We start from the raw sequence: 16,993 nt of genomic DNA on the forward strand, positions 1-16,993 counted from the left end.
CGGAAAAGATGATGGCTGTAGAGAGCAAAAGCCGGGCAGGGGGGCTTCGCCTGTGGCGCAATGCGCGTCTGGCGACCATGGCTGAAAATTCTGCCGATCTTGGTATCGTCGAGCATGGTGCGCTGGCCGCGCGTGATGGCCGCATTGTCTATGCCGGTCCGGAATCCGAGATGCCCTCGGGGCTTGCCCAAGGCGAGATCATCGATTGCGAAGACCGCTGGATCACACCCGGCCTGATCGACTGCCACACCCATCTCGTCCATGCCGGCAACCGTGCCAACGAATTCGAGATGCGGCTGGCCGGCGCCTCCTATGAGGAAGTCGCCAGGGCAGGCGGCGGCATCGTCTCGTCGGTCAAATCCTTGCGTGCCGCCAGCGAGAGCGACCTGGTCGCCCAGACGCTGCCGCGCCTCGATGCGCTGATGGCGGAAGGCGTCACCACCATAGAAGTAAAGTCGGGCTATGGACTCGATCTCGAAAACGAGCAGAAATCGCTGCGCGCCGCGCGACAGCTGGGCAATGAACGCCCGGTGACGGTCCGCACCACATGTCTCGCGGCCCATGCGCTGCCGCCCGAAGCCAAGGGCGACAAGGATGCTTTCATCGATCTCGTCGTCAAAACGATTCTTCCCGGCGTCGCCGCCGAAGGCTTGGCCGATGCCGTCGACGGGTTCTGTGAAGGCATTGCCTTTTCGCCCGAGCAGATAGCGCGGGTCTTCGATGTCGCCAAGGCGGCTGGCTTGCCCGTCAAACTCCACGCCGACCAGTTGTCCAACCTGCACGGCGCTGAACTTGCCGCCCGCTATGGCGCGCTGTCGGCCGATCATCTCGAATACACCGACGAGGCGGGCGCCATGGCGATGGCCAGGGCGGGGACCGTGGCGACGATCCTGCCCGGCGCCTATTACTTCATCCGCGAGACCAAGAAGCCGCCGATCGGCCTCTTCCGCCAGCATGGCGTGAAAATGGCTGTCGCCACCGACAACAATCCCGGCACCTCGCCGCTGACCTCGCTGCTTCTGACCATGAACATGGCGGCGACCCTGTTCGGCATGACGGTCGACGAATGTCTCGCCGGCGTCACCCGCGAGGCCGCGCGTGCGCTGGGACTGCTCGACGAGACCGGCACGCTGGAGGCTGGAAAATCCGCCGACCTGGCGATCTGGGACATCGAGCGCGCCGCCGAACTCGTCTACCGCATGGGCTTCAACCCGCTGCATGCACGCATCTGGAGAGGACAATGACCGAACTGACCTTGAAGCCCGGCAATGCCACGCTGGCCGACTGGCGCGCCATCTACCGTGGCGCCGTGCCCAAACTGGACGACGCCTGCCGGCCAAAGATCAAGGCAAGCGCCGAGGCCGTTGCCAGGATCGTTGCCAAGGGCGAGCCGGTCTATGGCATCAACACCGGCTTCGGCAAGCTGGCCAGCGTGCGCATCCCGGCCGAAGATCTCGAGACCCTGCAGCGCAACATCGTTCTGTCGCATGCCGCGGGCGTCGGCGAGCCGATGCCAGTCGCCGTTGCCCGGCTGATGATGGCGCTGAAACTTGCGAGCTTGGCTCAGGGTGCGTCCGGCGTGCGCTCGCAAACCATCGAGTTGCTGGAAGCGATGCTCGCCAACGACGTCATCCCGGTGGTGCCGGCGCAAGGTTCCGTGGGCGCCTCCGGCGACCTTGCCCCGCTGTCGCACATGACGGCGGTGATGATCGGTGTCGGCGAATGCTTTACCCCGCATGGCCGTTTTCCGGCCAAGGTCGCCTTCGTCTCGCACGGGCTGGAGCCCGTGACATTGGGCGCCAAGGAAGGTCTGGCGCTGCTCAATGGCACGCAGTTTTCGACGGCCTATGCGCTGGCCGCCCTGTTCGAGGCCGAAGTGCTCTACCAGTCGGCGCTTGTCGCCGGCGCGCTGTCGACCGACGCAGCCAAAGGGTCGGACGCGCCCTTCGATCCGCGCATCCACCTGTTGAGAAAGCATCGCGGCCAGATCGAGACCGCGGATGCGCTACGCAATCTGATGGCCGGCAGCGCCATCCGCGAGTCGCACCGGGTCGGCGACGAGCGTGTGCAGGATCCCTATTGCTTGCGTTGCCAGCCGCAAGTCATGGGCGCCGCGATCGATGTCCTGCGCAAGGCCGCCGATACGCTCGAAACCGAGGCCAATGGCGTCACCGACAATCCGCTGATCTTTGCCGAGGACGATACCGCGCTTTCGGGCGGCAATTTCCACGCCGAGCCGGTGGCTTTCGCCGCCGACATGATCGCGCTTGCCGTCTGCGAGATCGGCTCGCTGTCGGAACGCCGCATCGCCATGCTGGTCGACCCCGCGCTGTCGGGCATGCCCGCCTTCCTGACGCCCAAGCCCGGCCTCAACTCCGGCTTCATGATCCCGCAGGTGACGGCGGCGGCACTCGTTTCGGAAAACAAGCAGAAAGCCTATCCGGCCAGCGTCGATTCCATCCCGACCTCTGCCAACCAGGAAGACCATGTTTCGATGGCCGCGCATGGCGCGCGCCGGCTGATCGGCATGGTCGAGAATGCGACTGCGGTGATCGGAATCGAATTGCTGGCCGCCGCCCAAGGCTGCGATTTCCATCAGCCGCTGGCCTCGAGCGCAGCGCTCGAAGCCGTGCGCAAGCTGGTTCGCGCCGAGGTGCCGCATCTCGACAACGACCGGCACTTCCACCCCGACATGGAAAAGGCGATCGCCATGGTGCGCAGCGGCGCGGCCGTGGAGGCGGCAGGCGCGGTGGCGCTGCCGGGGATTGCGCGATGACACCTTCCTGGCTGACAATAAAACAAGGCACGGCACCGCTGCTTGTGTCGATCCCACACACCGGCATCGACCTCGCCGGCCTCGAAAACCGGCTGGTGTCGCCATGGCTCGGTCGTCGCGATTGCGACTGGTGGATCGACAATCTCTATGATTTCGCCGCCGGTCTCGGCGCCACGGTCGTGCACACCGCGATCTCGCGCACCGTCATCGACGTCAACCGCGATCCTTCCGGCGCCTCGCTCTACCCCGGTCAGGCAACCACCGGCCTATGCCCGACCGAAACCTTCGACGGCGATCCGCTCTATCGCGACGGCGAAGAGCCGGGCCCGTCTGAGATCGGCGAGCGCCGCGAGAAGTTCTTTGCACCCTATCACGCCGCCTTGCGGGCCGAGATCGACAGGTTGCGCGCCTTGCATGGCAAGATTGTCCTCTACGACTGCCATTCGATCCGCTCGGTGCTGCCACGGCTGTTCCAGGGCAGACTGCCGGTGTTCAATCTCGGCACGAATGACGGCAAGAGCGCCGATCCGATGCTGCAGGCGACGGTCAGCCAGATCATGGCCGAAACCGGTGAAACCTTTGTCGTCAACGGCCGCTTCAAGGGCGGGTGGATCACGCGCCATTTCGGCCAGCCGCTTCAGGGCGTGCATGCGCTGCAGATGGAACTCTCCAACCGCGGCTATATGCGCGAGCCCGAAGGGAAGGGCACGCCGGACAATTGGCCGGTACCCTACGATGCCGCGTTCGCCGCGCCGATCCGTGCCACGCTGACGCAGATTCTCCAAACCGCCATTGACTGGGCCGGGCGCTGACGCGCCGCCTCATCCGAAAGGGACAATGATGAACAACCCTCGCCACAATATCCGCGAAGTGCGCGCGCCGCGCGGTGACAAGCTCAACGCCCGGTATTGGACGACCGAGGCGCCGCTGCGCATGCTGATGAACAATCTCGACCCTGATGTCGCCGAGAATCCCAACGAACTGGTCGTCTATGGCGGCATCGGCCGGGCGGCGCGCACCTGGAACGATTTCGATCAAATCGTTGCGTCGCTGAAGACGCTTGGCCAGGACGAGACGCTGCTGGTGCAGTCCGGCAAGCCGGTCGGTGTGTTTCGCACCCACCCGGACGCGCCGCGCGTGCTGATCGCCAACTCCAACCTGGTACCGCACTGGGCGACCTGGGAGAAATTCAACGAGCTCGATAAGAAGGGCCTGATGATGTACGGCCAGATGACGGCCGGCTCCTGGATCTATATCGGCACGCAAGGCATCGTGCAGGGCACCTACGAAACCTTCGTCGAGGCCGGCCGCCAGCATTATGGCGGCAATCTCAAGGGAAAATGGATCCTGACCGGCGGCCTTGGCGGCATGGGCGGCGCCCAGCCATTGGCTGCCGTCATGGCCGGCGCCTGCTGTCTGGCAATCGAATGCAATCCCGATTCGATCGATTTCCGCCTGCGCACCCGCTATGTCGACGAGAAGGCCGAGACGCTCGACGAGGCCATGGAAATGATCGGGCGCTGGACTAAGGCCGGCGAGGCGAAGTCCGTCGGCCTGCTTGGCAACGCCGCCGAGATCGTGCCCGAAATGTTCAAGCGCGGCATCCGCCCTGATATGGTCACCGACCAGACCTCGGCGCACGACCCCATCAATGGCTATCTGCCGAAGGGCTGGACGATGGCCGAGTGGCGCGAAAAGCGTGTCAGCGACCCCAAGGCGGTCGAGAAGGCGGCCCGCGCCTCCATGCGCGAGCATGTCGAGGCGATGGTGGCGTTCTGGAACGCCGGCGTGCCGACGCTCGACTACGGCAACAACATCCGTCAGGTCGCCAAGGACGAAGGTTTCGAGAACGCCTTTGCCTTCCCCGGTTTCGTGCCGGCCTACATCCGTCCGCTCTTTTGCCGCGGTATCGGCCCGTTCCGTTGGGCTGCACTCTCCGGCGATCCCGAGGATATCTACAAGACCGACGCCAAGGTACGCGAACTTACTCCCGGCAACACCCATCTGCACAATTGGCTCGACATGGCGCGCGAGCGCATTTCCTTCCAGGGCCTGCCGGCGCGCATCTGCTGGGTCGGTCTCGGCGACCGGCACAGGCTGGGTCTTGCCTTCAACGAGATGGTGGCCAAGGGCGAGCTCAAGGCGCCCGTCGTCATCGGCCGCGATCACCTCGATTCGGGTTCGGTCGCTTCGCCAAATCGCGAGACGGAATCGATGAAGGACGGTTCCGACGCGGTCTCCGACTGGCCGCTGCTCAACGCGCTGCTCAACACAGCTTCGGGCGCCACCTGGGTGTCGCTGCACCATGGCGGCGGCGTCGGCATGGGCTTCTCCCAGCATGCCGGCATGGTCATCGTCGCCGACGGCACGCCTGACGCGGCAAGACGTCTGGAGCGGGTGCTGTGGAACGACCCGGCGACCGGCGTCATGCGCCACGCCGATGCCGGCTATGACATCGCCATCGAATGCGCCAAGGAGCACCAGCTCAACCTGCCCGGCATTCTCGGGTAACGGCTGACGTGATGCGCATCCTTCGCGCCGCCGATTACCGCGTCATGCCGTGGAAGAACGGCGGCGGCACGACGACCGAGATCGCCGTCTCGCCCGACGGCGCGGGGCTCGACGATTTCGACTGGCGCGTCTCGATGGCCCGGGTCGAAGGCAGCGGGCCGTTCTCCAGCTTTGCCGGCATCGACCGCACGCTGTCGGTGCTGGAGGGCGAGGGGATCGTGCTTGATGTCGCGGGCCGTCCGCCGGAGCGGATGACAGCGGCTTCCCAGCCATTTTCCTTTCCAGCCGACCAGCCGACGCGTGCCGCGCTGATCGCCGGCCCGATCACCGATCTCAACGTCATGACCCGCCGCGGCCGCATGTTGCATCAGGTCGAGCGTCTGGCGATTTCGACGCCCGTGGAAATCCCGACCGAGGCCGGTCCCACCCTCATCCTTTGTCACAGGGGCCATGCCATCTTCCCCGGCGCCGCGCCCATTCGTCTCGGGCCGCTCGACACCCTGCTGCCCGGACCTGATGCCTCTGTCTTGCGGGTTCAGCCCGCACCGGATGCGACCCTTTTCGTGATCCGGATAATCGCTGCCGCCTGACGCGTTTGGCGCCAACGGTTACCGCCTGTTTCCAAACATGATCGCGACGCCGGCGAAATATAGCGTAAGCTGGCGGTGGCATCACGAAAAAGCCCGAATCCTCCCCGTCGATCGGTCCTGACGGGAGCGAGGGGCGCTCGTCTTTGAGTTTGCTCGAAAGATGACGCCCTGTCGTGGTGCGGAAACAAACTTTCGGCATAGGGGTTGATGCAACCGATTGCATTTGAACCGGTTTTAGGGCCATTGCCGTGGCGGTGATGCCGCTGAGTGCCCGCTTACGGAATTTTCAATGAATATTCAGACGAACCCAGCCCAGATCGAGAAGACAAGCGCGAGCTTCCCAGCCATCACGGAAGAGCCGATAAGATCGACATTCCTGCCGGAGGAACGGCTCCGGCTGCTCGGCGAAAGCCTGGCCAAGGGCGATCTGACGGACCTGTTCGGACTGATACCATTCGACTTCCAGGCCCGCATCCGTGACAGCGCCAAGAAGATCCTCGAAGTCTACCGGTCGACCAACGCCGCGCAGGCGAGGGGCGAAACCATCACGCCGGCCGCGCAATGGCTGCTCGACAACAACTACCTGATCGAGGAAACCATTTTCCAGGTCAAACGCGACCTGCCGCGCCGCTTCTACCGGCAATTGCCGACGTTGAAACTGCCCGACGGCGGCACCGTGCCGCGCGCATTGGCGCTGGCCTGGACCTATGTCGCGCATTCGGACAGTTCCGTCTCGGCGACCATGTTCAAGTCCATCGTCCAGGGTTTTCAGTCGGTCGAGCCGCTGAAGATCGGCGAACTCTGGGCCCTGCCGTCACTGCTGCGCTTCGTGCTGATCGAGAACCTCCGCCGCCTGGCGGTCAGGGTCAACCGCACCCGTCAGATGCGCCAGATCGCCAACGACGTGGCCGACAAGGTGCTTGCGACCGACGACAATCCGGATCGGCAGGCAATTCTCGCCAACTTCAGCGCGCATGCGCAGGACACCACCTTCGCCACTCAGCTTCTCTATCGCCTGCGTGACGGATCGCAGAACGCCGGCAAGGCGCTGGAGTGGCTGGAAGGCGAACTCGAAAAGACCGGCTCGGATGCCGAGGAAATCATCATTTCCGAGCACCAGACGCTGTCCAGCGGCAATGTGACCACCGGCAACATCGTGCGCGGTCTGCGCCTCATCAACGACGTCGACTGGACGGTGTGGTTCGAAGGCGTCAGCCGCATCGATACCGTGCTGCGCGAGCGCACCGATTTCGCCGCGCTCGACTTCTTCTCGCGCGATCAGTACCGCACCGCGATCGAGGAACTGGCACGCCGCTCGAACCTGTCGGAGTACCGTGTCGCCGAAAAAGCCATCGAACTGGCCGGCCGCGCCGCCGGAGAAACCGTCGCGGAGGGCGTTGAAGGAGCTGATGCTCAGGCATCTTCCGCTCACACCGATGTCGGTTTCTATCTCGTTGGCCCGCGCCGGCTGGAGCTGGAAAAGGCAATCGAGTACCGGCCTACGGTCAGCCAGACGGTCAAGCGGACCTTCGCCAAGACAGGCTGGCTGGGCATCGTGCTCCCCGTCTTCGCGCTGACCGCCCTGCTGCTCGTCCTGTCCGGCAACGCCCTTTCCAATCTCGGCCTGTCGGTGCCGTCGATCGTGCTGATGCTGGCTCTGTTTGCCGTGCCGGCCAGCGAAGGCGCGCTCGCTTTCTTCAACACCGTGGTCTCGCTGTTTCTCAAGCCGACACGCCTGATCGGTTACGACTACAGGCACGGCGTGCCGCCCGAGGCGCGCACCCTGGTGGTCGTGCCGTCGCTGATCGGCTCGCGTGACGATGTCGAGGAAAACATCCGCAACATCGAAGTGCACTATCTTGCCAATCTGGCGGACGAGATCCATTTCGCGCTGCTTTCGGATTGGCCCGACAGCAAGATCGAGATCGATGCGGCGGACACTGAGATTCTCGACTTCGCCCGCGCCGAAATCGCTCGCCTCAACGCACGCTATCCCTCCGAAGGCGCCCCGCGCTTCTATATCCTGCACCGCCGCCGGCTCTACAATGCGGCTCAAGGGTGCTGGATGGGCTGGGAACGCAAGCGCGGCAAGCTGCACGAGCTCGACCTCTTGCTGCGCGGCGACAGCGATACCACCTTCCTGCCGCTCGAAGTGCCGCTGCCGGCAAAAGTCGTCCATGTGATGACGCTCGACGCCGATACCCGCACCACCCGCGATGCCGTATCGAGCCTTGTCGGCAAGCTTTGCCATCCGCTCAACCGCCCGCATTTCGACGCCACCAGGCGCGTCGTAACTGCCGGCTACACAATCCTGCAGCCGCGTATCACCGCTTCACTCACCAGCGGCGACGAAGCCTCGTTCTTCCAGCGCGTGTTCTCGGCCAATCGCGGCCTTGATCCTTACGTCTTCGCTGTTTCGGACCTCTATCAGGACGTCTTCAGCGACGGGTCCTTCACCGGCAAGGGCCTCTATCATGTCGATGCCTTCGAGGCCGCCTTGCAGGGCCGCATCGAGGAAAACACCATCCTCAGCCACGATCTGCTCGAAGGCGCTCTGGCGCGCGCCGCACTCGTCACCGACGTCGAACTGGTCGAGGACTACCCGACCCGCTACTCGGTCGACGCCTCGCGCCACCATCGCTGGGCGCGCGGCGACTGGCAGCTTTTGGGATACATCTTCAACCCCCGTTCCGGCGTTCCGGCCTTGTCGCGCTGGAAGATGGTCGACAATCTGCGCCGCTCGCTGACGCCGATCTTCTGGGTGATGGCGGCGATCGCCGGCTGGACCTTGCTGCCCTTCACGCAGGCCGCGCAGTGGCAGGCCTTGCTGATCCTCAGCCTGTTCATGGCGCCGACCTTCGACGTGGTCAACGCCATCCTGCCCAAGAGCGGCGACCAGACGCCGCGCGGCCATTTCTCGGCGCTGGCGCGCGACGTCGCCTTCGGCACCGCCATGGTGGCACTGAAGATCGTGCTGATGGCACACAACGCCTGGATGATGGGCGACGCCATCGTGCGCACGCTCTACCGGCTGTTCGTCAGCCGGCAGAACCTCCTGGAATGGCGCACCGCCTCGCAGGCGCACAAGGCCGGCGACAACGACGTCGGCTCCTATTACGGCATGATGTATGGCGCCGTGATCATCGGCTTTGTCGGCCTCGCCATTCCGGTGCTGGCCGATTCCACCGGTGCCTTCGTCGCCTTCTTCTTTGCCTTGTTCTGGATCGGCTCGCCGGCGATCGCCAGCTGGATCAGCCGCTCCGCCGAAACCGAGGACCGGCTGCGTATATCGCAGGCCGATATTCACACCCTGCGCACCGTGGCGCGGCGCACCTGGCATTATTTCGAGAGCTTCGTGACGGCCGAACATCACAATCTGCCGCCGGACAATTTCCAGGAGAGCCCCGCGCCCGTCGTGGCGCCCCGCACCTCGCCGACCAATGTCGGCGTCTACCTGCTCTCGGTCGTCTCGGCGCGCGATTTCGGCTGGATCAGCCTGTCCGATGCCATCACCCGCATCGATGCCACCATGACGACCATCGAGAGCATGCCGCGCAGCCGCGGCCATCTCTTCAACTGGTACGACACCACGACCCTGAAGCCGCTCTACCCGCTCTATATCTCGGCTGTCGACAGCGGCAATCTCGCCGGTCACCTGGTGGCGGTGGCGGCGGCCTGCGCCGAATGGGCGGAAGCCCCTTCCGTCCACCTGCAGGGTGATTTCGAAGGCATTCTCGACACCGTGACCATCCTGAGCGAAAGCCTAGATGAATTGCCTGACGATCGCCGTCAGTTGCGCCCATTGCGCCAACGCCTCGTCGATCGCCTCGACGGCATGCGGCGCGCCGTCGACACGATCAAGGCACAGCCGGAAATGGCCTCGATCCGCACCATCAACCTGGCGGTGCTGGCCGGTGAAATCCGCAAGCTCGCCACCGCCATTCACACCGAGGCCGCATCGCCGCAGAGTGACGTCATTGTCGACTGGGCGGCAAGGCTCGAAGCCACCTGCGAGGCGCACGTCCATGACGCCCACAGCGACGAAAACGCGGTCGAGGCTCTGCGTGCCAAGCTGCTCACCTTGCGCGAGCGCACCCGTCGTTTCGCCTTCGAGATGGAGTTCGCCTTCCTGATGCGGCCGGAGCGCAAGCTTTTGTCGATCGGCTACCGGGTCGAGGAACATCAGCTGGACGAAAGCTGCTACGACCTTCTCGCCTCCGAGGCGCGGCTGACCAGCCTGTTCGCCATCGCCAAGGGCGATCTGCCGACCGAGCACTGGTTCAGGCTCGGCCGCCCCATCGTCGAGATCGGCTTCCAGGGCGCGCTGATGTCGTGGTCCGGCTCGATGTTCGAGTACCTGATGCCGCCGCTGGTGATGAAGGAACCGCAAGGCTCGATCCTCAACCAGACCAGCAAGCTGATCATCAAGCGCCAGATGCAGTACGGCCGCCAGAAGAACGTGCCGTGGGGGATCTCGGAAGCAGCCTACAATGCCCGCGACCGCGAACTGACCTATCAGTACACCAATTTCGGCGTGCCGGGGCTGGGGCTGAAGCGCGGCCTTGGCCAGAACACGGTGATCGCACCTTACGCGACGATCATGGCGGCGCAGTTCAACCCGCGCGAAGCGGTGCAGAATCTGGCCCGGCTGCGCGAGATCGGCGCGCTTGGCCGCCATGGCTATTATGATGCGGTCGACTTCACCCCGCAGCGCGTGCCGGAAGGCACCAACCACGCGGTCGTGCTGAATTACTATGCCCACCATTCGGGCATGTCGATCGCCGCCGTCGCCGACGCCATTTTCGAAGGTCGCCTGCGCGATCGCTTCCACAGCGATCCAGTCATCGAATCAGCCGAACTGCTGCTGCAGGAGAGGGCGCCGCGCGACATTCCGACCGCCACCGTCCGCACCGAGGCCGACGAGCGCTCCAAGGACGAGACCGAAACCGAGAGCCCTGACACCCGCATTGTGCTCGATCCCGTGCGGGCGCTGCGTTCGACCAATGTGATGTCGAACGGCCGCTATTCGGTCATGGTGACCGCGACCGGCTCCGGCTACAGCCGCTGGGGCGATCTGTCAGTGACCCGCTGGCAGCCGGATCCGGTCGAGGACCGTCTAGGCTCATACATCTTCCTGCGTGACGTCAGCACCGGCGACTGGTGGTCGGCAACGGCGGAGCCAAGGCGCGCGCCCGAGGAAAAGACGCAGACCCTGTTTTCCGATGACAAGGCGAGCTTCGTCAAATCGGCCGGCACGCTACGCTCGGAGGTCGAATGCATCGTCGTTTCCGAAGGCAATGGCGAAGGCCGCCGCATAACGCTCTACAATGAGAGCACATCCGACCGTCACATCGAAGTGACGTCCTTTGCCGAGCTGGTTCTGGGATCGGAGGCTTCCGACAACGCGCATCCGGCCTTCTCGAAAATGTTCGTGGAAACGGAAATCGCCGCCAACAATGGCGCGATCTTCGCCACGCGACGCAAGCGCGAAACCAGCGAGCCCGATGTCGCCCTGGTGCATTTCGTCACCGATCCGTCGGGGCCGGCTCGTGATGCCGAGGCCGAGACCGACAGGCGCGCCTTCATCGGCCGTGGCCGCACCATCGTCGATGCCGCCGCCTTCGATCCAGGCGCCAGGCTGGGCGGCCATTCCGGCTTCACGCTCGATCCCATCGCCTCGCTGCGCCGTCAGGTGCGCGTGCCCGCCAACAAGAAGATATCGCTGACCTTCTGGACCGTCGTCGGGGCCAACCGCGCCGAGCTTGAGGAGGCCATAAACCGGCTCGACCATCAGGAGAGCTTTGCCCGCCAGGCCATGCTTGCCTGGACGCGCAGCCAGGTGCAGACCCGCCATATGGGCCTCAGCCTGACCGATGCGGCCAATGTGCAGAAACTGGCGCGCTATCTGATCTATCCCGATCCGTTCCTGCGGCTGCCGGCCGAGTCCATCGCTTCCGGATTGGGCAAGCAGTCGAGCCTGTGGCCGACCAGCATTTCGGGCGATTACCCGATCTTCCTGGTCAGGATCGGCGACGTCGCCGATCTGGAGATCGTTGCCCAGGCGTTGCGCTTCCAGGAATATATGCGCACCCGTGGCATGATGATCGACTTCGTCGTCGTCAACGAGCAGGCCTCGTCCTATGTCCAGGATCTGCAGCGCGCGGTCGAAACGCTGTGCGAAAACAGCCGCTTGCGCGGCAAGGAACTCGGACCCCGCCAGCACATTTTCGCGGTGCGCCGCGACCTGATGGAGGAGACCACCTACAAGACGCTGCTCGCCGTCGCCCGGGTTGTGCTGCATACGCGCAACGGCACCATCTTCGACCAGATCGAACGAGCCGAGGCGGCCGCACTGCAGGCGCGCGATGGCCTGCAGCCGGCAGGATTTCCAGGCCCGCGCGAAATTCCTGCGCCCGTACAGATGCATGCATTCGCCTCGCAGGCGGTGGCCGATGTCAGCGCCGATGGCTCCGGCCTCAGCCAGTGGAACGGTTTCGGCGGCTTCGACGGCGACGGGCGGCACTATGTGGTGCGCCTGGCTGGCCGACGCACCACGCCGCAGCCCTGGATCAATGTCGTCTCCAACGCCTCGTTCGGCTTCCATACCTCGGCCGAGGGCGCGGCCTTCACCTGGAGCCGCAACAGCCGTGACTACCAGTTGACGCCGTGGTCGAACGACCCGGTCTCCAACCGACCGGGCGAGGGCATCTATATCTTCGACCAGGCCAGCGGCAGGGCGTTCTCGCCGATCGCCGCGGTGGTGCGCGATCCCTCGATGACCTACGAAGCCTGGCACGGCCAGGGCTTCTCGACCTTCCGCTCGAAGCGCGGACCGTTGTCGATGGACTTGACGCACGTCGTCGATCCCATCGATCCGGTGAAGATCACGCGGCTGCGCATCCAGAATTCCGGCCCGGTACCGGCCCGGCTGCGCGTCTATGCCTATGCCGAATGGGTTCTTGGCGGGCATCGGTCGCGCACCGCGGCAACCATAGTGCCATCCCGTGACGGTGCCACCGGCGCGCTGCTCGCGCAAAATCCCTACGGGCTCGATTTCAGCGAGCGCGTGGCCTTCCTCGCCGCCGACGCCGGTGTCCACTCGGTGACGACTGACCGGGCCGAGTTCCTCGGCCGGCACGGGTCCAGCGAGTTGCCGCAGGCAGTGCTGAGCGGTTCGGCCCTGTCGGGTCGCGTCGAAGCCGGAGATGATCCTTGCGCGGCGATCGCCCGCGACATCGAAATCCCCGCTGGTGGCGACGTCACGCTGATCTGGCTGCTCGGCGACGCCGAGTCTCCGGCGCAGGCGAGCGCGCTGGTGCAGAAGCACCGGGGCAAGGATTTCGACCAGCGCCTGGCCGACAATGAGCGCGAATGGCGCGCCTTTCTCGACACCATCCAGGTCGAGACGCCGGACAAGGCACTCGATGCCATGGTCAATCACTGGCTGCCCTATCAGAGCCTTGCCTGCCGCATCCGCGCCCGCTCGGCCTTCTATCAGGCAAGCGGCGCCTTCGGCTTCCGCGACCAGTTGCAGGACACACTCGCCCTGCTGGCGCATGATCCGACGCTGGCGCGCGACCAGGTACTCAATGCCGCGCGGCGGCAGTTCCCGGAAGGCGACGTGCAACATTGGTGGCTGCCGCGCACCGGCGCTGGCGTGCGCACCCTGATCTCCGACGACGTGGTGTGGCTCGCCCACGCCACGGCCCGCTATCTCATGGTGACCGGCGACGCCACAATCCTGAAGGAGCAACTGCCCTTCCTCGACGGACAGGCGCTGGGTGAAGGCGAGCACGACGCCTTCTTCACTCCGGAAATCTCGAAGAAGACGGTGTCGCTCTACGATCACTGCGCGCGTGCGCTCGACCTTGCCATCAAGCGCAGCAGTCCAGCCGGCCTGCCGTTGATCCTCGGCGGCGACTGGAACGACGGCATGAACCGTGTCGGCGAGCATGGCAAGGGCGAGAGCGTGTGGCTGGGCTGGTTCCTGCTGAAGACGTTGGGCGACTTCGCCGCGGTCGCCAAGACCGAGGGCGACACCAAGCGCGCGCAGGCCTGGGCAAAGCATGCCGAAGCCCTGAAGCGGGCACTCGAAAGCACGGCATGGGACGGCGAATGGTACCGGCGCGGCAGCTTTGACGACGGCACGCCTTTGGGATCACGCACATCGCAGGAGTGCAAGATCGACTCCATTGCTCAGTCCTGGAGCGTGCTTTCGGGCGAGGGCGACCCGGCGCGGTCGACCACGGCGATGCAGCAGGCGACGAAGCTGCTCGTCGACGATCATCTCAAGATCGTAAAGCTGTTCACGCCACCCTTCTCGAAGACGGACAAGGATCCCGGCTACATCAAGAGCTACCCGCCTGGCGTGCGCGAGAATGGCGGCCAGTACACCCATGCGGCGACCTGGTTCGTCATCGCGCTGGCGGAGATGGGGCAAACCGATGAAGCCTATCGCTGCTTCTCGATGCTGAACCCGGTCAACCACGCCTTCGACGAGGCCTCGACCGAGCACTACCGCGTCGAACCCTATGTGGTGGCGGCCGACATCTATGCCGGGGACGACAAGGGAGGGCGCGGCGGGTGGACCTGGTACACCGGCTCGGCGGGCTGGCTTTACCGGGCCGCGGTCGAAGGCATCCTGGGCATCGAACGGCGCGGCAAGCAGATCACGTTCCGGCCGAAGCTGCCCAGTCATTGGGAGGGCTATCAGGCTTCACTCAAGATGCTGGGCGCCGAGGTCAAGGTGCAGGTCATTCGCGACAAAAAGACCAAGACGATCTCGCTCGAAGTCAATGGTTCGAAGACAAAATCGGCGTCCTTTGAGCCCAAGGCCGGTGGCCAGACCGAGGTCGTGGTCAAGATACCGGCGTAAAATCAACAGGTTGGATCAACAGATCGCGCGTCCTTCGGGACGCGCGAAGCAGCGCCTCGTTACTTGCGCGTGATCCGTGGCGGCCCCGGCTGGGCGCCTTGAAACCGGGCCTCTTCAGCCTGCCGTGATTAAAAATGTGGCAGTGCTCGGCTACTGCCATGATTTTGCCGCAAGGCTGACATTTCACCTTTTATCTCAAACCGTTAGGTGATCACGTCAGATTTCGTATCGTCGTCATCTTTTGTTCGCTAAATGGGAACGGAAGCGATAGACGGGCATTGTTTTGCGACGCATCAACCGTTACGTGTCAGGAAATGGTGCAGTGCACAATATTGGTATTGGGCACAATAGAGAGTTGGCGGAGTAGCTGAAGTGTCACTTCTGCAGATCTATTGGAGAGCGCTGGGATATCTGGCTGCCGACAAGAAGCGCGTCGCGCTGATCTGTGCGGCCAACGTCGCTCTGGCAGCCATCGCGATCCTCGAGCCGATCCTGTTCGGCCGGGTCATCGACGCGATTTCCACGAAAGGCTCAGTCTTCTCCACGCTTGCCGTGTGGGCCGGCATCGGCGCCTTCAACGTTCTCGCTTTCGTGCTGGTGGCGCGCGGTGCCGACCGGTTCGCGCACGCCCGGCGCAGCGAAGTGCTCTGCCAGTCCTTCGAGCGCGTCATCACCATGCCGCTCGCCTGGCATCATCAGCGCGGCACCTCGAATGCTCTCCACACGCTGCTGCGCGCCGTCGAGACGCTGTTCAGCCTTTGGCTCGAATTCATGCGCCAGCATTTGTCCACCGCTGTTGCGCTCGTCCTGCTGGTTCCGACGGCCCTCAGCATGGACGTGCGCATGTCGATGGTCCTGCTCGTCCTCGGCGTTCTCTATGTCGGCATTGGCCGCCTGGTGATGAAGCGCACGAAGGAAGGCCAGGCCGCCGTCGAGCGCCACTATCACAAGGTTTTCGCGCACGTGACTGACTCGGTGAGCAACGTCGCCGTGCTGCAGAGCTACAACCGTCTTGGCCACGAAGCCGACGCGCTGCGCAGCTACGTCAAGAACCTGCTCGACGCGCAGAACCCGGTGCTCGACTGGTGGGCGATCGCCAATGCGCTCAATCGCCTGTCGTCGACGATCTCGATGATGGTGGTGCTTCTGATCGGCGCCTATCTGGTCACCCACGGCCAGCTTCGCATCGGCGACGTCATCGCTTTCACCGGTTTCGCCACGCTGCTGATCTCGCGGCTCGACCAGATGTCGGCTTTCGCGAACCAGATCTCGGAAGCCCGCGCCAAGCTCGAGGATTTCTACAAGCTCGAGGACTCGGCCGCCGATACCGCCGAGCCGGACGGCCTGCGCGATCTTTCGAATGTCACCGGCCATGTCCGTTTCGAGGATGTCAGCTTCGAGTTCGCCAATTCGGGTCAGGGCGTCAGCGATGTGTCCTTCGAGGTCCAGGCTGGCCAGACCGTCGCCATCGTCGGTCCGACGGGTGCGGGCAAGACCACGCTCATCAACCTGCTGCAGCGCGTCTTCTCGCCGTCCAGCGGCCGTATCCTGATCGACGGCATCGATACCCGCACCGTGACCCGCAAGTCGCTGCGCCATTCGATCGCCACCGTGTTCCAGGATGCAGGGCTGCTCAACCGCTCGATCGAGGACAACATCCGGGTCGGCCGTGCCGATGCGACCAACGACGAGATCCATGCCGCAGCCACCGCAGCCGCGGCGCAGGATTTCATCCTGGCCAAGAGCAATGGCTACGACACGGTGGTCGGTGAACGTGGCGGCCAGCTGTCTGGCGGCGAGCGCCAGCGCATCGCCATTGCCCGTGCCGTGCTGAAGGATGCGCCGATCCTGGTGCTCGACGAGGCGACGAGCGCGCTCGACGTCGAGACCGAGGATCGCGTCAAGGAAGCGATCGACGAATTGCGCCGCGACCGCACCACCTTCATCATCGCCCACCGCCTGACCACCGTCCGCGACGCCGATCTGGTCGTGTTCATGGACAAGGGCAAGGTGATCGAGATGGGTGGCTTTGCCGAATTGTCGCTGCGCAACGGCCGTTTCGCCAGCCTGCTGCGCGCCGGCGGCCTGCTCAACGACGAGGAAGTCCGCCGCCTCAGCCGCTCCGTTCAGGGCGAGGCCGCCTGAGCAGTTGATGGTTCTCGCCTTCTCCCGAATGGGAGAAGGCGAGGCCCGCGACACCGCCGCTCGATTGCCTCAAACGCGTCGGCGGTCTATGTAAAG

The 16,993-nt window shown here is 64.4% G+C and carries 7 protein-coding genes; all 7 read left to right on the forward strand.

The annotated features are described in order from the left end of the window. The first annotated feature begins 11 nt into the window (after positions 1 to 11). The 7 genes from hutI to EN804_RS14045 all read left to right on the forward strand — a co-directional run bounded on the left by hutI (position 12) and on the right by EN804_RS14045 (position 16,897). Positions 12 to 1,244, forward strand: a complete 1,233-nt coding sequence (gene hutI / locus EN804_RS14015; RefSeq protein WP_135919832.1) for an imidazolonepropionase — start codon at positions 12 to 14, stop codon at positions 1,242 to 1,244. Further along, complete coding sequence (hutH, locus tag EN804_RS14020; RefSeq protein WP_127280648.1) at positions 1,241 to 2,776, forward strand: histidine ammonia-lyase; 1,536 nt, start codon at positions 1,241 to 1,243, stop codon at positions 2,774 to 2,776. The genes hutI and hutH overlap by 4 nt, the downstream gene beginning before the upstream one ends. Beyond that, on the forward strand, positions 2,773 to 3,588 hold the full coding sequence (gene hutG / locus EN804_RS14025; protein ID WP_135919834.1) for an N-formylglutamate deformylase: 816 nt from the start codon (positions 2,773 to 2,775) through the stop codon (positions 3,586 to 3,588). Before hutH ends, hutG begins: the two co-directional genes overlap by 4 nt. Before the next feature lie 28 nt (positions 3,589 to 3,616). Continuing rightward, the gene (gene hutU, locus EN804_RS14030) at positions 3,617 to 5,287 is read left to right on the forward strand and encodes a urocanate hydratase (RefSeq protein ID WP_135919836.1); all 1,671 of its coding nucleotides are present in this window, start codon (positions 3,617 to 3,619) and stop codon (positions 5,285 to 5,287) included. Positions 5,288 to 5,298: 11 nt separating this feature from the next. Continuing rightward, the gene (locus tag EN804_RS14035) at positions 5,299 to 5,877 is read left to right on the forward strand and encodes a HutD family protein (protein ID WP_135883633.1); all 579 of its coding nucleotides are present in this window, start codon (positions 5,299 to 5,301) and stop codon (positions 5,875 to 5,877) included. Positions 5,878 to 6,166: 289 nt separating this feature from the next. Continuing rightward, entirely contained in the window at positions 6,167 to 14,752 is an 8,586-nt protein-coding gene (locus tag EN804_RS14040; RefSeq protein WP_135919838.1) for a glucoamylase family protein, read from the forward strand. Positions 14,753 to 15,124: 372 nt separating this feature from the next. Beyond that, entirely contained in the window at positions 15,125 to 16,897 is a 1,773-nt protein-coding gene (locus EN804_RS14045) for a glucan ABC transporter ATP-binding protein/ permease (protein ID WP_135919840.1), read from the forward strand. The last annotated feature ends 96 nt before the right edge of the window (positions 16,898 to 16,993 follow it).

This window comes from Mesorhizobium sp. M8A.F.Ca.ET.161.01.1.1 (assembly GCF_004792105.1).
Classification (GTDB): Bacteria; Pseudomonadota; Alphaproteobacteria; order Rhizobiales; family Rhizobiaceae; genus Mesorhizobium.